General features: G+C 70.8%; 14 protein-coding genes. 2 read left to right on the forward strand and 12 right to left on the reverse strand.

The features are described from left to right. Positions 1-41 precede the first annotated feature (41 nt). The 6 genes from BLW82_RS27350 to BLW82_RS27375 form a co-directional block, all read right to left on the reverse strand. On the reverse strand, positions 42-1,811 hold the full coding sequence (locus BLW82_RS27350) for an IucA/IucC family protein (protein ID WP_093502678.1): 1,770 nt from the start codon (positions 1,809-1,811) through the stop codon (positions 42-44). After that, positions 1,808-2,350 carry a GNAT family N-acetyltransferase gene (locus BLW82_RS27355; protein WP_093502680.1) on the reverse strand — a complete coding sequence of 181 codons (543 nt, stop codon included), beginning with the start codon at positions 2,348-2,350 and terminating at the stop codon, positions 1,808-1,810. The genes BLW82_RS27350 and BLW82_RS27355 overlap by 4 nt, the downstream gene beginning before the upstream one ends. Continuing rightward, a complete protein-coding gene (locus BLW82_RS27360; protein WP_093502682.1) occupies positions 2,347-3,624 on the reverse strand; it encodes a lysine N(6)-hydroxylase/L-ornithine N(5)-oxygenase family protein in 1,278 nt (425 codons plus the stop codon). Before BLW82_RS27360 ends, BLW82_RS27355 begins: the two co-directional genes overlap by 4 nt. Continuing rightward, positions 3,608-5,050 (reverse strand): lysine decarboxylase DesA, encoded by a 1,443-nt coding sequence (desA, locus tag BLW82_RS27365; RefSeq protein WP_093502684.1) that lies wholly within the window; start codon positions 5,048-5,050, stop codon positions 3,608-3,610. Before desA ends, BLW82_RS27360 begins: the two co-directional genes overlap by 17 nt. A 159-nt stretch (positions 5,051-5,209) precedes the next feature. Continuing rightward, positions 5,210-6,049, reverse strand: a complete 840-nt coding sequence (locus BLW82_RS27370) for a siderophore-interacting protein (protein WP_093502686.1) — start codon at positions 6,047-6,049, stop codon at positions 5,210-5,212. 50 nt (positions 6,050-6,099) lie between these two features. Beyond that, positions 6,100-7,146 carry an ABC transporter substrate-binding protein gene (locus tag BLW82_RS27375; RefSeq protein ID WP_093502688.1) on the reverse strand — a complete coding sequence of 349 codons (1,047 nt, stop codon included), beginning with the start codon at positions 7,144-7,146 and terminating at the stop codon, positions 6,100-6,102. Positions 7,147-7,342: 196 nt separating this feature from the next. Here BLW82_RS27375 and BLW82_RS27380 point away from each other — a divergent pair, with 196 nt between their 5' ends. After that, a complete protein-coding gene (locus BLW82_RS27380) occupies positions 7,343-7,915 on the forward strand; it encodes a 2'-5' RNA ligase family protein (protein ID WP_093502690.1) in 573 nt (190 codons plus the stop codon). On the opposite strand, the gene BLW82_RS27385 is transcribed toward BLW82_RS27380, so the two are convergent. From BLW82_RS27385 to BLW82_RS27405, 5 genes are all read right to left on the reverse strand, one after another. After that, the gene (locus BLW82_RS27385; protein ID WP_093502692.1) at positions 7,900-8,751 is read right to left on the reverse strand and encodes a methyltransferase domain-containing protein; all 852 of its coding nucleotides are present in this window, start codon (positions 8,749-8,751) and stop codon (positions 7,900-7,902) included. The two genes, BLW82_RS27380 and BLW82_RS27385, sit on opposite strands and share 16 nt — an antisense overlap. Before the next feature lie 252 nt (positions 8,752-9,003). Beyond that, positions 9,004-9,693, reverse strand: coding sequence for an 8-oxoguanine DNA glycosylase OGG fold protein (locus BLW82_RS27390; protein WP_256215972.1), 690 nt, complete (start codon positions 9,691-9,693; stop codon positions 9,004-9,006). An 89-nt stretch (positions 9,694-9,782) separates the two neighbouring features. Then, positions 9,783-10,325, reverse strand: a complete 543-nt coding sequence (locus BLW82_RS27395) for a DUF4262 domain-containing protein (RefSeq protein WP_093502694.1) — start codon at positions 10,323-10,325, stop codon at positions 9,783-9,785. A gap of 143 nt (positions 10,326-10,468) precedes the next feature. Next, positions 10,469-10,999: a PaaI family thioesterase gene (locus BLW82_RS27400; protein ID WP_093502696.1), complete on the reverse strand. Its 531-nt coding sequence runs from the start codon at positions 10,997-10,999 to the stop codon at positions 10,469-10,471. 57 nt (positions 11,000-11,056) lie between these two features. Then, the gene (locus BLW82_RS27405) at positions 11,057-11,569 is read right to left on the reverse strand and encodes a winged helix-turn-helix transcriptional regulator (protein ID WP_093508302.1); all 513 of its coding nucleotides are present in this window, start codon (positions 11,567-11,569) and stop codon (positions 11,057-11,059) included. 151 nt (positions 11,570-11,720) lie between these two features. Between BLW82_RS27405 and BLW82_RS27410 the strand changes: the two genes are divergently transcribed. Next, a complete protein-coding gene (locus tag BLW82_RS27410) occupies positions 11,721-13,331 on the forward strand; it encodes an MFS transporter (protein ID WP_093502698.1) in 1,611 nt (536 codons plus the stop codon). Positions 13,332-13,385: 54 nt separating this feature from the next. Here BLW82_RS27410 and BLW82_RS27415 read toward each other — a convergent pair whose 3' ends face one another. Continuing rightward, positions 13,386-14,546 (reverse strand): acyl-CoA dehydrogenase family protein, encoded by a 1,161-nt coding sequence (locus BLW82_RS27415; RefSeq protein WP_093502700.1) that lies wholly within the window; start codon positions 14,544-14,546, stop codon positions 13,386-13,388. Positions 14,547-14,548: the final 2 nt, after the last annotated feature.

Here is a 14,548-nt window from a genome sequence, read left to right on the forward strand (position 1 = left end):
CTCCCCCGAGGACCGTACTCGGGGGAGCCCGCCGGCCCGGATCAGAACCCCGCGACGGGATTTTCCAGGGTTCCGACCAGCTGGAGGGCGCCCGACGGGTCCGCCAGGTCCACCATCTGCCGGTTGTCGCGCAGCTGGAGCCGGTTGAGGCAGGACAGCGCGAACTCGGGCGCGAACATGTCGTACCGCGCGAACTTCTCGGCGAGTCCGGGCGCCGACGCCTGGTACTCGCGGGTGACCTCGGCGACCGTCCGCCAGAAGTCGTCCTCGGCCAGGACCCCCTCGGCCGCGAGGTTCGCGGCGAGGAAGCGGAAGAAGCAGTCGAAGACGTCCGTGAAGATCGAGAGGAGTTTCCTCTCCTCCGGAACCTCCACCCGCAGCCGCTCCACCGCGGGCGGCAGCACCGCGTCCGGGTCCATGACCGCGATCTCCTCGGCGATGTCCTTGTAGATCGCCCGCCGTACCACCCCGTCCTGCACCACCAGGATGACGTTCTCGCCGTGCGGCATGAACACCAGGTCGTAGGCGTAGAAGCTGTGCAGGAGCGGCGTGAAGTAGGCCCGGAGGTAGGCGCGCAGCCACTCCCGCGCCGGCAGCCCGCTCCGTTCGATCAGCGCGGCCGCGAAGGAGGCGCCCTCGTGGTCCACGTGCAGCAGGGAGGCCATGGTGGCGAGGGACTCGCCCTCCTGGAGGGACGGGACCGGGCTCTCCCGCCACAGCGCGGCCAGCATCTTCCGGTACGGCGAGTGGCGGTCGGTCGCCCGCTCGTACTCCAGGTGCCGGTAGCCGACGGCCGCCCGCTCCCGGATGATCGACAGGCCTGTGGACCTGAGCACCGGGTCGTTGTCGATGAGCTGGGCCAGCCAGTCGTTGATGGCCGGGGTGGCCTCCATGTAGGCGGCCGAGAGCCCGCGCATGAAGCCCATGTTGAGGACCGAGAGCGCGGTCTTGACGTAGTGCTTCTCGGGGTGCGAGCTGTTGAAGAAGGTCCGGATGGACTGCTGGGCCAGGTACTCGTCGTCGCCCTCGCCCAGGCAGACCAGGTACCCGCGGGCGACCTCGGCGGCGAAGGTGACGGTGAGCTTGTTCCACCACTGCCAGGGGTGGACCGGGACGAGGAGGTAGTCGGCGGGGTCCAGGCCCCGCTCGCGCAGGACGCCGTCGAAGCGCGCGACGGCCGCCTCGCCCACCTCGTCCCGCACGAACGACTCGTACTCGATCCCGGCCCCCGCGGTGAACGCGGCCCGCGACCGGTGGGCCGCCAGCCACACCAGCCGGACCGGGCTCGCCGTCTCGGGCGCGTACGACAGGTACTCGTGGACACCGAAGCCGAGCCGCCCGTTGTTGGCGACGAAGCAGGGGTGGCCCTCGGTCATGCCGGTCTCGATCGCCTGGAAGCCGCTTCCGGCGAGCTCGGCGGCCGTGATCCGCGGCTTGGTGAGCTTGTAGCAGGTGCCGGAGAGGGTGGAGGAGATCTCCTCCAGGTAGACCGGCAGGATCTCGTCGCTCAGCCCCAGTGACTTCTGCAGCTCGACGACGAAGTCCAGCGCGGCGAGCGGGAGTCCGGCACCGTCCCGGGTACGGGTGATGGAGTCCGGGTCCACCTGCCAGTGGTCCAGGGCGCGGCGGACGGCGGTGAAGCGGTAGCGGGTGAGCCCGTCGTCGCTGCGGACGACGTACGACTCTCCGTCCCGCTCCGGGGTGAGGAGGCGCTCGTGGGCGAACTCGGCGAGGGCCTTGCGTATGAGCAGCCGGTTGGCCTTCTCCCAGCGCTCGGGGGAGAGGTGGGCCACGGCGTCGGCGAGGGTCATCCGGCGGCCACCGCCTGCTCGAACCGCTCCCGGGTGCAGTAGCTCAGCAACGCTGTCTTCTCCGGCTTCCGGATCTCCCGTACGGGGACGAACCCGACGGCCTCGTTCAGGGCGTGCACGGCCTTGTTGCCGACGTCCGGCTCGACGACGATCCGGCGGGCCGCCGGGTCCTCGAAGAGACGGGCCACCACGGCCGTGATGACGGCCTTCGTGAAGCCGTGCACGGGGGTGTCCGTGGCGGGGGTGAGGAAGTGCATCCCGACGTCGCCCGGCTCGGGCTCGTACAGCCCGGCCAGCTCGCGGTGGGCCGGGTCGTAGTACTCCATGAGGAAGGCGGGCTCGCCGTCCTCGCCGAGGCCGAGCAGCGCGTGGTGGTGCTCGTCGGCCGCGATCTCCATGTACGCCCGCTCGACGTCCTCCAGTCTCGCGTCCTGCATCATCCAGTACACCGCCTTGGGGTGCGTGACCCAGCGGTGCAGCAGCTCGGCGTCCCGCAGGGGGTCCAGGGGGCGGAAGGTGAAGGGCGTCGTCGTGCTCATACGGCGAACTCCTGGAAGGCGATCGTCTTCTCCACCGGGTAGTACTCGGAGCCGAGCAGCTCGCGGATGATGTACGCGTTCCGGTAGGGGCCCATGCCCAGGTCGGGGCTGGTGATGCTGTGGGTGTGGACGCCGGCGTTCTGCAGGAAGACGCCGCGGCCGGTGACGTCGATCGCGTAGTTGCGGGCGACGTCGAAGTTGCCGTGCGCGTCGTAGCGCAGCCGGTCCCGGACGGGCTTCAGGAACTCCGGCTCGACGTACGTGTAGCCGGTGGCCAGGACCAGGCCCTGGCTCTCGATCTCGTAGTCCTTGCCCTGCTCCTCCTGGCGCAGCGTCAGCGTGTACGTGCCGTTGCCGTAGGCGGCCGCCCGCAGGGCGGAGTTGGTCAGCAGCCTGGTCGGTACCGGGCCGCCGAGGTTCTTCTGGTAGAGCAGGTCGAAGATCTCGTTGATCAGGTCGCCGTCGATGCCCTTGAAGAGGCCCTTCTGCTCGGCGGTGAGCCGGTAGCGGGTCGCCTCGGGCAGGGCGTGGAAGTAGTCGACGTACTCCGGGCTGGTCATCTCCAGCGTGAGCTTGGTGTATTCGAGCGGGAAGAAACGGGGGGAGCGGGTCACCCAGTTCAGGCGGTAGCCGTGGACGTCGATCTCGCTGAGCAGGTCGTGGTAGATCTCGGCGGCGGACTGGCCGCTGCCGACCAGTGTGATCGACTCCTTGGACTGGAGCTCCTGCTTGTGCCGCAGGTAGCGCGAGTTGTGGATGAAGTCGCCGCCCAGGCCCCGGCAGACCTCGGGGATGTACGGCGGGGTGCCGGTGCCGAGGACCAGGTGCCGGGCGCGGTACGTCTCGCCGGCCGCCGTCGTGACCAGGTAGTGCTCCGCCTCGTGGCGGACCTCCGTCACCGTGGTGCCGAAGCGGACGTTGGTCAGTTTGTGCGCGGCCCAGCGGCAGTAGTCGTCGTACTCGACCCGGAGCGGATAGAAGTTCTCGCGGATGTAGAACGGGTACAGCCGGCCCTTCTCCTTCAGGTAGTTGAGGAAGGAGTACGGCGAGGTGGGGTCCGCGAGGGTGACCAGGTCCGACATGAACGGCGTCTGGAGGTGCGCGCCGTCCAGGAACATGCCGGCGTGCCACTCGAAGTCGGGCTTGGAGTCGAGGAAGACGCCGTCGAGTCCGTCGATCGGCTCGGTCAGGCAGGCGAGGCCGAGGTTGAAGGGCCCGAGCCCGATCCCCACGAAGTCATAGGTCTTGGTCGGGTGTTCAGGACGCGCGGTCAAGGGAGTCTCCCAGGTACTGCTCGGCGTGGCCGGCGATCAGGTCGAGGACGGCGGCGATGTCGGCCGTCGTGGTCTCGGGGTTGAGCAGGGTGAACTTGAGGTAGTGGCGGCCGCCGACCTTGGTGCCCGCGACCACCGCGTCGCCGGAGGCGAACAGGGCCTTGCGGGCGTAGAGGTTGGCACGGTCGATCTCGGCCGGGTCGGTGACGGCCGTCGGGATGTAGCGGAAGACGAGGGTGGACAGGGACGGCTCGACGACGACGTCGTAGCGCGGGTCGGCCACGAGCAGCCTCCAGCCTTCCCGCGCCAGCTCGCAGACCTCGTCGAAGAGTTCACCGATGCCGTCGGCGCCCATGGTGCGCAGGGTCAACCACAGCTTGAGGGCGTCGAAGCGGCGGGTGGTCTGGAGGGACTTGTCGACCTGGTTGGGGATGCGTTCGGTGACCATGCGGCGGGGGTTGAGGTAGTCCGCGTGATAGGTGACATGGCACAGGGTCGCCCCGTCCCGGACCAGCACCGCAGACGAACTCACCGGCTGGAAGTAGGACTTGTGGTAGTCCACGGTGACCGAGTCGGCGCGCTCGATGCCGGCGAGCCGGTCCCGGTGCCGCAGGGAGGCGAGCAGTCCGCAGCCGTAGGCCGCGTCGACGTGCATCCACACGCCGTACTGCTCGCACAGCCCGGCGATCTCGGGGAGCGGGTCGATGGAACCGAAGTCGGTGGTGCCCGCGGTGGCGACGACCGCCATGGGCACCAGTCCGTCGTCCTCGCACCGTTCCAGCTCGCGGGCGAGGGCGACGGTCTGCATCCGCTTGTCGGCGCCGACGGGGACGGAGACCACCGCGTCCGGGCCGAGGCCGAGCAGTTTCGCCGACTTCTGCACGCTGAAGTGGCTGACCTCGGAGGCGAAGACCCGCAGGTCGCCGAGGTTCTCGGTCTTGGCCTCCTCCCGCGCCAGCAGCAGCGCCTGGAGGTTGGACTGGGTGCCGCCGGAGGTGAACACGCCGTCGGCCGCGGCGCCGAAGCCGATGCGGGCGGTCGTCCAGTCGATCAGTTTCCGCTCGATGAGGGTGCCGCCCGCCGACTGGTCCCAGGTGTCCAGGGAGGAGTTGACGGCGGAGAGCACCGCCTCGCCGAGCACCGCCGGGATGACCACCGGGCAGTTGAGGTGGGCGAGGTAGCGGGGGTGGTGGAAGTAGACGGCGTCGCGGAGGTAGACGTCCTCCAGTTCGTCCAGGACCGCGGTGGTGTCGTGCAGCGGGCGGTCGAGGTCGATGCCGTCGATGCGGGGGGAGAGGGCGTCGACGGTGACACCCGTGAACGGACGGTCGGTGGTGGCGAGTTTGGCCGCCACCCGCTCTACTCCTTCGGTCACGGAGCGGCGGTACTGCTCCGCGGTGAGGTCATTGAGCAGGTGCGAGCGCATGGGTCCTCCGGGGCGATCCGTGCGGGGGAGGGAAGTGATCCGTTCCACTTAGGTTAGCCTAACCTAAGTAACTTGCCCGTGGAATGCCGCCCTTCCCGTGACGGCCGTCACGTCGGCGGCAGCGGCTGCCCGGCGGCCGTAACCACCTGGCGGCCGTAACTACCCGTCTGCGGACCGGAGCTGTTCCTCCGTCAGGCCCCGCCGCCAGTACCCGACGAAGGTGACCCGGCGCCGGTCGATCCCGCGCTCGCCGACGAGGTGACGGCGCAGCTCCTTCACCCGCCCGGACTCCCCGGCGATCCAGACGTACGGGCGTGCGGGGGAGGGGAGTTGCGCGGCACGGATCTCCGCGACGGCGTCGCGGCCGCCGCCCACCAGCCAGGTGATCTCCGCGTCCGCCGCGGTGACCACGTCCTGGACGTCCCCGGCGCACGGCACCTCCAGCCAGGCGCGCACGCGAGTGCCGGCGGGCAGCGATCCGAGGATGGCGGTCGCGGCGGGTACGGCGGTCTCGTCACCCCACACCAGCACCAGGTCGGTGTCCCCGGGCGGCCGGAACCGGATCGCCCGGTTGTCGGCGACGGCGGGCCCGAGCAGGACCACCCGGTCCCCGGCGACGGCCCGCGACGCCCACCGGGAGGCGGGCCCGGCGGGCGTCGCGGCCCCCGGCTCGACCCCGTGCAGCACGAAGTCGATGTCGATCTGGTCGGGATCCCGGCGCAGTTCCCGCAGTGTGTACGACCGCATCACGGCCCGTACGCCGTCCGGGAGGCCGCGCCAGCCCTGCCACCATCCCTCGCCGAGCTCGATCGGTACGACGGGCTCGGAGCACCCCTCGGCCGGGATGAACAGGGAGAGCGACTGGTCGCGCCCGTGGGAGTGGAAGTGCGCCAGATCGGCACCGGCGAAGGTGACCCGGACCAGAGACGGACCGAGCCGCCTCGTCCGTGCGACCTGGAGGGAGAAGAAACGGAACGGGGCGGCTACGGCCGTCGTCATATGGGCTCCTGGGACTCAGGACGTTGTCCGGGTGCGGTGCTGCCCGCGGGTCAGCTGACCTTCTTCGCCGTCTCGATCGCCTTGGCGAGGTTCTCCACCATCGCGACGCACTTGTCGTACGAGAAGATCGGCTCGGGGGAGCGGGAGATGACCTGGCCGGCCTTGACCGCGGGGAGCTTCTTCCAGGTGGCCTGGGTGATGTCGGCGGGCTGGATGGTCGCCGTACGGTCGTCCATCATGATGATGTCGGCCTGGTACTTGTCGACGTTCTCCCAGCTCAGCGACTCGTACCAGCCGCCGCTCGCCTTCAGTACGGAGGCGGAGGGCTCGACGAGGTTCACGCCGAGGGCCTTGAAGTACTCCAGATCCACGGAGAGGCCGGAGCCGGACACGTAGAAGATGTCCTGGGCCGCGGAACCGGCCAGCACCTTGATGTCCGGGTGCGCCTTGGCCGCGGCGCGCAGCCGGGACGAGGCCTCCTCGAACCGCTTCTTCGCGTCGGTCACCCTGCTCGCCGTCATGTCCGCGCCGAGCGACTCCGCGAGGGCCCAGACGCGCTGGAGCGGGACGGTCAGCCGGCGGTCGTAGGCCGAGATGCCGACGCTGGGGGCGAGCTTGGCGATCTTGTCCTTGGACTCCTCCGGGACGTACCAGAGGGTGCCGGCGCCGTCGAACATGGTGGTGATGAGGACGTCGGGCGCGAGCGCCGCGTACTTCTCGACGTTGAACCGGCCCCACTCGTTGCCGAGGACGGTCAGCTTGCTGACGTCCATGTCGCCGGCCTGGACGTCGGCCTTGCCGGCCTTGGTCTTCGTGGGCCCGAAGGCACCCTTCACGCCGATGCCGTAGTCGTAGAGCGCTGCGGCGACGCCGACGAACGCGACGATGTTCGCCGGAGCCCTGTCCAGCTTCACGGTCGTGCCCCGGTCGTCCTTGAACGTCCAGGGACCGGACTTGGCGGCCGTCGTCCCCTTGTCGGAGGAGCCACCGCTTCTGTCGTCGTCACCGCAGGCGGCAAGCACGGCGCCGAGACCGAGGGCGCCACCGGCGGCGAGGATGCCGCGGCGGGTGAGGTGGGCTGCTCTGGCGTTGGACATAGGTGTGGCTGCTTTCGGACGTGCGGAAACACCGCCGGACGGGATGTAGCTTAGGTTAGCCTAACCTCACATCGTGTCCAGATCCAGCTTTGGCGTTCCGCCCGGGGTCAGTCCATCCGTGGCCAACTCGCGGACAGGACCGCCTCTTTGGGCCATGGCGCTCCCCGGGACCGGGGCCTGCTGGTAGACAGGTGCGATGACGGACGACGTGCAGGCTGATGCGTTCCGGGCGGGTCAGTCCGGACTGATCGTGCGGGTCCCGGAGGCGGAACCCGTGGTGGGAGCGTGGCGGGACCGCCTCGACCCCTCGGCCCGTGCCGGTGTTCCGGCCCATGTCACCGTGCTCTTCCCGTTCCTCGACGCGGGGTTGATCGACGGCGGTGTGCACGCCGCGCTGGGCGACCTGCTCTCTCGGCACCGGCCGTTCGAGGCCCGCTTCGACCGCTGCGGCCGGTTCCCGGGAGTCCTGTACCTCGCCCCCGCCCCCGAACCGGCCGCCCGCTTCAGAGGCCTCACCGAAGCGATCGCCGAACGCTGGCCGGAGAACCCGCCGTTCGGCGGCGCGTTCGACGACATCGTCCCGCACCTCACGGTCGCCCAAGGCCAGGAGGAGGCCGTCATCGAGAAGGCCGAGGCGGACCTGCCGGCCGGCCTCCCCGTCGTGGCGCGGGTATCGACGGTCGACCTGCTGATCCACGACGGGAGGCGCTGGGAACGGCGAGCCGCCTTCCGGCTGGGGCAGGCCCTTCGTGGTCACCTCGGCCGATAGGCGGTGGCCAGCACGGAGACGGTGACCCGGTCGGGCAGCGGGGCCTCGTCGCTCAGGTCCGCCCGGCTCAAGTGGCGTGCGCTCGGCGTCATCCCCAGCAGGTCGAGGGCCTCCTCCCCGGCCAGGTCCGCGCCGTACTCCACCTGTTCGGTGGCGGCGACGGCGAAGAAGGGATCCAGCGCCCGGTGCAGGCGCCGCTCCTTGGCGGGGTCGACGGTCACCGCCGCAGGCAGCCGCTCGCGCAGTTCGGCCAGATGACGCCCGGTGGGGCGGACCACGATCAACCGCCCTGCCGGACGGAGCACCCGGTGGAACTCGGCCGGGTTCCGCGGGGCGAACACGTCCAGCACGACATCGGCGACCCCGGTGGCCAGCGGAAGGGGACGGAAGACGTCCCAGGCCGCGGTGCCGGCTCGGTCATGGGCCCGCGCCGCCGCGCGCAGCGCACGCACCGACGTGTCCAGCCCGAGGCCGCGGGCGCCGGGCAGCCGGTCGAGAACGCCGGCCAGGTAGTAGCCCGTGCCGCAGCCCACGTCGAGCACCGTGGCCCGCTCGGGCGCGGCCGCGGCCGCGAGGCGTGTCACGGCGTCACGGATGCGCGCGTAGCCGCCGGCGGACAGGAACCGTTCCCGGGCCCGGACCATGGCCGCGTCGTCGCCGCTGGTGGCGCGGGTGCCGGTCAGCAGCCCGGCGTAGCCGTGCCGGGCGATGTCGAAGGTGTGGCCCGCCGGGCAGCGCAGTACGCCGCGGCCGGGACGGATGCGGTGGGTGCGGCACATCGGGCAGCGCAGCAGGTCGAGGACGCGCTCGAGGGCAGGGGGAAGCGGCACGGGCACGAGGCACTCCTGACAACGGTGGAGGGAGAAGGACCGTGCCTGCGTGCGCACACAGAGGGCCGCCGTCGTCGACCGCCAACGGACACCGACAGCAACGTGGTTCACGCCGCAGGCACACCAACGAGGGCGACGCCGACCGGCCTCGCCCTCAACACCTTCCGGTCAGAGGAAGCAGTAGTGCGGGGTGCTCGTGAATGCCACGGCGTGAGTTTATGGGCCCTGGCGAGGCCCCAGCGCGGCCCCGGGCTGAGGTCATTGGGCCTCTACGTGACCGTTCAGGTCGAACAGCAGCCACTCCAGCCAGGGCGCCGTCACGCTCAAGGAGCCGGCCCATTCGTGCATGGCGCCTGTATACGCGGCGTACCGAGCTGACCAACGTCGTGTGCCCGCGGCTTCCCTGCTTGACCAGCCGAGAGCATTGACGGATCGGAGGACTCGATCATCCAGGATCAAGGCACGCTCGCACTCGGCATCCCGGTCATCGACCGTGGCAAACCACTTGGTGAAGAACGACCGTCCCACCCCCCGCAGGGTGAACTCGGTATACGCCCGGGTCAGCTCGCCGACACGGACAGCACTGCGCGTCGCCTCCAGCACATGTGGCATACGGGTGTCCCCCAGAGCGGCACTGGTATAACGCGGTGCTCGCCCATTGGTCGTCCCTGCTCCCCAGATCATGACCCCGACGAACAGGTCACGGAGTCCCTCCGGGTCGTCGCTGAGCGCCTGCCGCGCCACAGTGAGGTCGTCGCGGCTGATGAGACGTTCGCCTGAAGTCGAAGCCGTGTCCAACGCACCGAGCTCGAGGGCCTGTGTCGCCCCATGCGGTTCCAGCCAGGGGAGCCAAGTCGCCGGGCGGAATCGAACGGCTGTCTGCTGACGGCCTCGATGCATCTCAACAAGCGGCCACAACCGCTCCACGATGTTTCCCTCGGATGCCATGAGGACAGCATGTCGCCCTCAGCCACCGCACATGAGCTACAGCACCGAAGTACGGCAAGCGATGCGTGCCGGAGGCGGCAGGGTGGCCTTCACGCGACCTGCGACCAGGGTCCCTCCGTGTCGGACTTCGGGATCCAGAGCAGTGGTTGACTCGTGCGGCAGTAGTCGGTCACTCCGTCCTCCCAGGGGAAGCGTCCGGACTTGTCGGGCCAGAACAACTGCGTGACGGGCCACGGAGGGGCCTGGCAGAAGTCGATGCCGGCACCGAAGAAGTCCCGGTACCAGCTGGGGTGGACAGGCCGGACGGCGACGTCGTGGCCGTTGAGGACGTCGTCCCTGCGCTGGTCCGGCTCCAGGGGAAGCCCACCGCGGATTCCGGCTCCGGCCGCGTTCACGACGGGCATGGCGACATCCGTCCGCAGGCCGAAGACACAGACCTCGGGACTGCGCAGCGTGTGCCACAGCCCGATGGAGTACGCCCAGTCCGCGGGTGCGTCGCCGCCGGCGCCCACACCCATCACGTGCCAGCCGAAGTCGGTGACACTCCGCGCTATCCGGCTGTCCCGTTCTTCGAAGGCCGGGCCGTCCGCGGGCGGTTCGCAGAGGATGCAGAGGCAGGGGGAGCCGTCCATCCGGAGAGGGTAGATCAAGACGGGGCCGGACCTTCCGACGGGCAGCCCGCCAACGGGCCGAGCTGCGGGCGGAGATCGCGTCGACGGCGGTCCCGGCCCCGCTCGTGGCCTTGACCGCCGCGGGCCGGTGCCGCTTGCCGGACTCAGGTGCTCTGGGGCCCCCGCACCGGAAAGAGCATGCAGCTGCTGGTCGCATGGGCCAGCAAGCGGTCCTCGGAGTCGCGGAGTTCCGCCTGGGCGAGGGCGGTGCGGCGGCCGCTGTTGAGGACGGTGCCGATGGCGCGGACCTTGCCGGTGTCGACGGTGATCGGGCGGAGGAACTTCAGGGTCAGGTCGATCGAGGTGTACCCGGTGCCCTGGGGGAGTACGGACTGCACCGCGCAGCCGGCCGCCGAGTCGAGGAGCGTGGCGTAGACGCCGCCGTGGACGCTGCCGATCGGGTTGTAGTGCTCCTCGCCGGGCACCATGGCGAACACCGCCCGGCCGTACTCGGCCTCTTCGAGGCTGAAACCCAGGGTGGCGGCGATCGGCGGGGCGGGCAGGCGGCCGGCCAGGATCTCGCGGAGGAAGGCGAGACCGCTGTGGTCCGGGACGGCGCCGGCGGATATCGCGGGGTCCTCCCAGCCGAACGTGCGTGACCTGGGGTCCTGCTCGGGATGGAGGTCGAGCGTCAAGGCAACTCCTCGTGATGGGTGAGCGCGGGCGCCACCGTGGTCGTCCCGCCGGGTGTCTCAGTCGCCGTCGGGGGCGGCGTCGGGGGCGGGCGGGGCTACCCGGATGAGACCCGGGCCGGCGTCGACGAGGGATTCGCCGAGCTGCACGTCGTGGCCGTCGTCGCAGCGCAGCACCGCGTGCACCGCGGCGCCGCAGTCCCGGTGGCGTACGACCACCGGGGGGCCCTGTTCGTCCGTGGCCCAGGTGTCGCCCCACTGCCGCAGCGCCGTGAGGACGGGCAGGAAGTCCCGTCCCTTCTCGGTCAGCCGGTAGGCGTAACGGGTCCGCTGGCCGGGCTCCTGGTAGGGCACGCGCTCCAGGAGCCCGGCGGCGGTGAGTTCCTTCAGGCGCGCCGCGGCGGCGGGTTCGCCGATGCCCACCCGCCGGGCGAAGTCGTCGAACCGGCGGGTGCCGAAGAACGCCTCGCGCATGATCAGCATCGCCGTCCTGTTGCCGGCGACCTCCAGGGTCCGGGCGACGGAGCAGTTGGCCATGGACCAGGCATCCCGTTCCCGCAGCAGGTCCGTCATCTCCCCGACCTCCACTCTCCGCCTGACTTGCCTCGTGCGAAGTCAGCCTATAGCGTCACGTCTGACTTCTGCAATCATAAGTCAGCTCGCGTCACCGCGGGCGCTGCTGCCTGCTGCCCGCTGCCCGCAGCTCGGCCGAGACGAGGACTCGATGGCTTCCACCCCTTCACCCGCCCCGGGCCGGCTCGAGCCGGCCGACCAGCCACCCGGCGGCCGGCTCCCCTCCCACCGAAACTCCCACCAGGGCTCCCACCAGCCCTCCCGGCGTGCGGCGGCGCTCACCCTCGTCGCGATGTGCCTGGGCGCCATGACGACCTTCCTGCTGGTCACCGCATCGGTGTCGGCGCTGTCGGCGATCCAGGACGACCTGCACGTCTCCCCGACCGGCCTCGTCTGGATCCCCTCCGCGTACACCCTGCTCGTGGCCAGCCTGGTGATGTCCGCGGGCACCATCGGCAACCTCTACGGCCGTAAGCGCGCGTTCCTGGCCGGGGCCGCGGTCATGATCGCCGGGTCGCTCACCGTCTACGCCTCGGGGTCGACGACGGGCGTCATCGCGGGCCAGCTGGTCTCCGGCCTCGGCGGTGCTCTCATCCTGCCCAACAGCCTGGCCATCCTGGGCGCCGCCTTCCCGGACCCCCACCGGCGCACCGAGGTCGTCACCGCCTGGGCGGCCGCCTCCGGCATCGGACTCGCCGCCGGACCGCTGATCGCGGGCGCCCTGCTGGGCCACTTCCACTGGAACACGGTCTTCCTGTCGACCGCCGCCCTCGCGGTCGTCACCATGGCCGCCGCCGTCTTCGTCGCCGAGTCGCGCGGCCCCGCCGGCAAGCTCGACGTCCCCGGCCAGATCCTGGCCGCCCTGGGCATCGCCGCCCTCGTCTACGCCCTCATCGAAGGCGGCCACGACGGCTACACCAGCCCGCGGATCATCGTCGCCTGGGCCGTCGCGGCCGCGGCCCTGACCGGCTTCGTCCTCGTCGAGCGGGCCGCCCGCACCCCCATGCTGGACATGGGCCTGTTCCGGTCGGCGTCGTTCAGCGCCGTCATGTTCGTCGCGGCCGTCTCCCTGTTCGGCTTCACCGGGGTGGCCATCCTCTCGGTGCTCTTCTACGAGCGCGTCCAGCAGCTCTCCGCCCTGGACGTGGGCTGGCGGTTGCTGGCCTTCTTCGGCGTCTACGTCGTCGTCGCCTACGCGACCGGGCGCGTGATCCGCCGTACCGGCTTCAAGCTCCCGCTCACCGTGGGCTTCCTCGTCGGGGCCGCGGCCACGGCCGGGTTCACCACCGCGCTGGATCCGGCCACCTCCTACGCCCGGGTGTGGTGGCTGTACGTGCTCTTCGGCGCCGCCTCCGGGATGGTGGCCGCGCCGAGCACCGCCGCCGCCCTGGTCAGCGTCTCCCACGAACACGCCGGCATGGCCTCCGGGGCCGTCAACGCCTTCCGCCAGGTCGGCTCCGTCACCGGTTCCGCCCTCCTCGGCGCCCTGCTCGCGAGCCGGCTCCAGTCCCGGCTGCCCGACCGGCTCGACGCCCACCACGTCCCCCGGGCGGCCTGGCCCGCCGTCGAGCACGCCGTGTCCACGGGGACCGGCGGTCACGGGGCGACCCCGCCCGACGTGACCGCCGCGGTGGGCGACGCCTTCACCTCCGGCGTCCACGTCGGCATGGCCGTCGTCGCCGCCGTGTTCCTGTGCGCGGCCGTGGCCTCGGCCCTGCTGATACGCAACCGGCCGCACCACGTCACCACCACGGCGAACTGACGCACGGCCCACGTCCGCCCGCGGGGTGTACCCGGCCGTCGAGGTCGGCCGGTCTCAGCTCACCAGCCCCAGCTCCCGCGCGATCAGCATCCGCTGCACCTCGCTCGTGCCCTCCCCGATCTCCAGGATCTTGGAGTCGCGCCACATGCGGGCCACCGGGTACTCGTTCATGAAGCCGTAGCCGCCGTGGACCTGGGTGGCGTCGCGGGCGTTGTCGACGGCGACCGTCGAGGAGTACAGCTTGGCGAGGGCCGCCTCCTTCTTGAAGGGCTCGCCGGCCACCAGGCGGGAGGCCGCGTCGCGCCAGGCCAGGCGGGCCGTGTGGGCCTTCATCTCCATGTCGGCGATCTTGAACTGGATGGCCTGGTTGGCGCCGATGGGCCTGCCGAACGCGTGCCGCTCCTTCGCGTACTTCACCGACTCGTCCACGCAGCCCTGGGCCAGGCCCGTGGCCAGGGCGGCGATGGCGATGCGGCCCTCGTCGAGGATGCGCAGGAACTGGGCGTAGCCGCGGCCCTCCGCGCCGAGCAGGTTGGCGGCCGGGACCCGGACGTCGGCGAAGGACAGCTCGCGGGTGTCGGAGGCGTTCCAGCCGACCTTGGAGTAGGGGGCGGCGACCGTGAAGCCGGGGGTGCCGGAGGGGACGATGATCGACGAGATCAGGGGCTTGCCGTCGGGCTTGCGGCCGGTGACCGCGGTGACCGTCACCAACCCCGTGATGTCCGTGCCGGAGTTGGTGATGAAGCACTTGCTGCCGTTGATCACCCACTCGCCGGTGGCCTCGTCCAGCCGGGCCGTGGTGCGGGTGGCGCCGGCGTCGCTTCCGCCGTCGGGTTCGGTGAGCCCGAACGCGCCCAGGAGCTCCCCGGCACAGAGCCGCGGCAGCCACTCGCGCTTCTGCTCCTCCGTCCCGAACAGGTGGATCGGCATGGCGCCCAGGGAGACCCCGGCCTCCAGCGTGATCGCCACCGACGAGTCGACGCGGGCCAGCTCCTCCAGGGCGATGCCGAGGGCCAGGTAGTCGCCGCCCATGCCGCCGTACTCCTCGGGGAACGGCAGCCCGAACAGGCCCATGCGGCCCATCTCGCGGACGATCTCGTACGGGAACTCGTGCCGCTCGTAGAAGTCGCCGATCTTCGGCGCCACGACGTCGTGGGCGAACTCCTCCACCGTACGGCGGAGTTCTTCCAGTTCGGGGGAGAGGCGGTGGTCCATGG

Source organism: Streptomyces sp. Ag109_O5-10 (assembly GCF_900105755.1).
Taxonomy (GTDB): Bacteria; Actinomycetota; Actinomycetes; order Streptomycetales; family Streptomycetaceae; genus Streptomyces.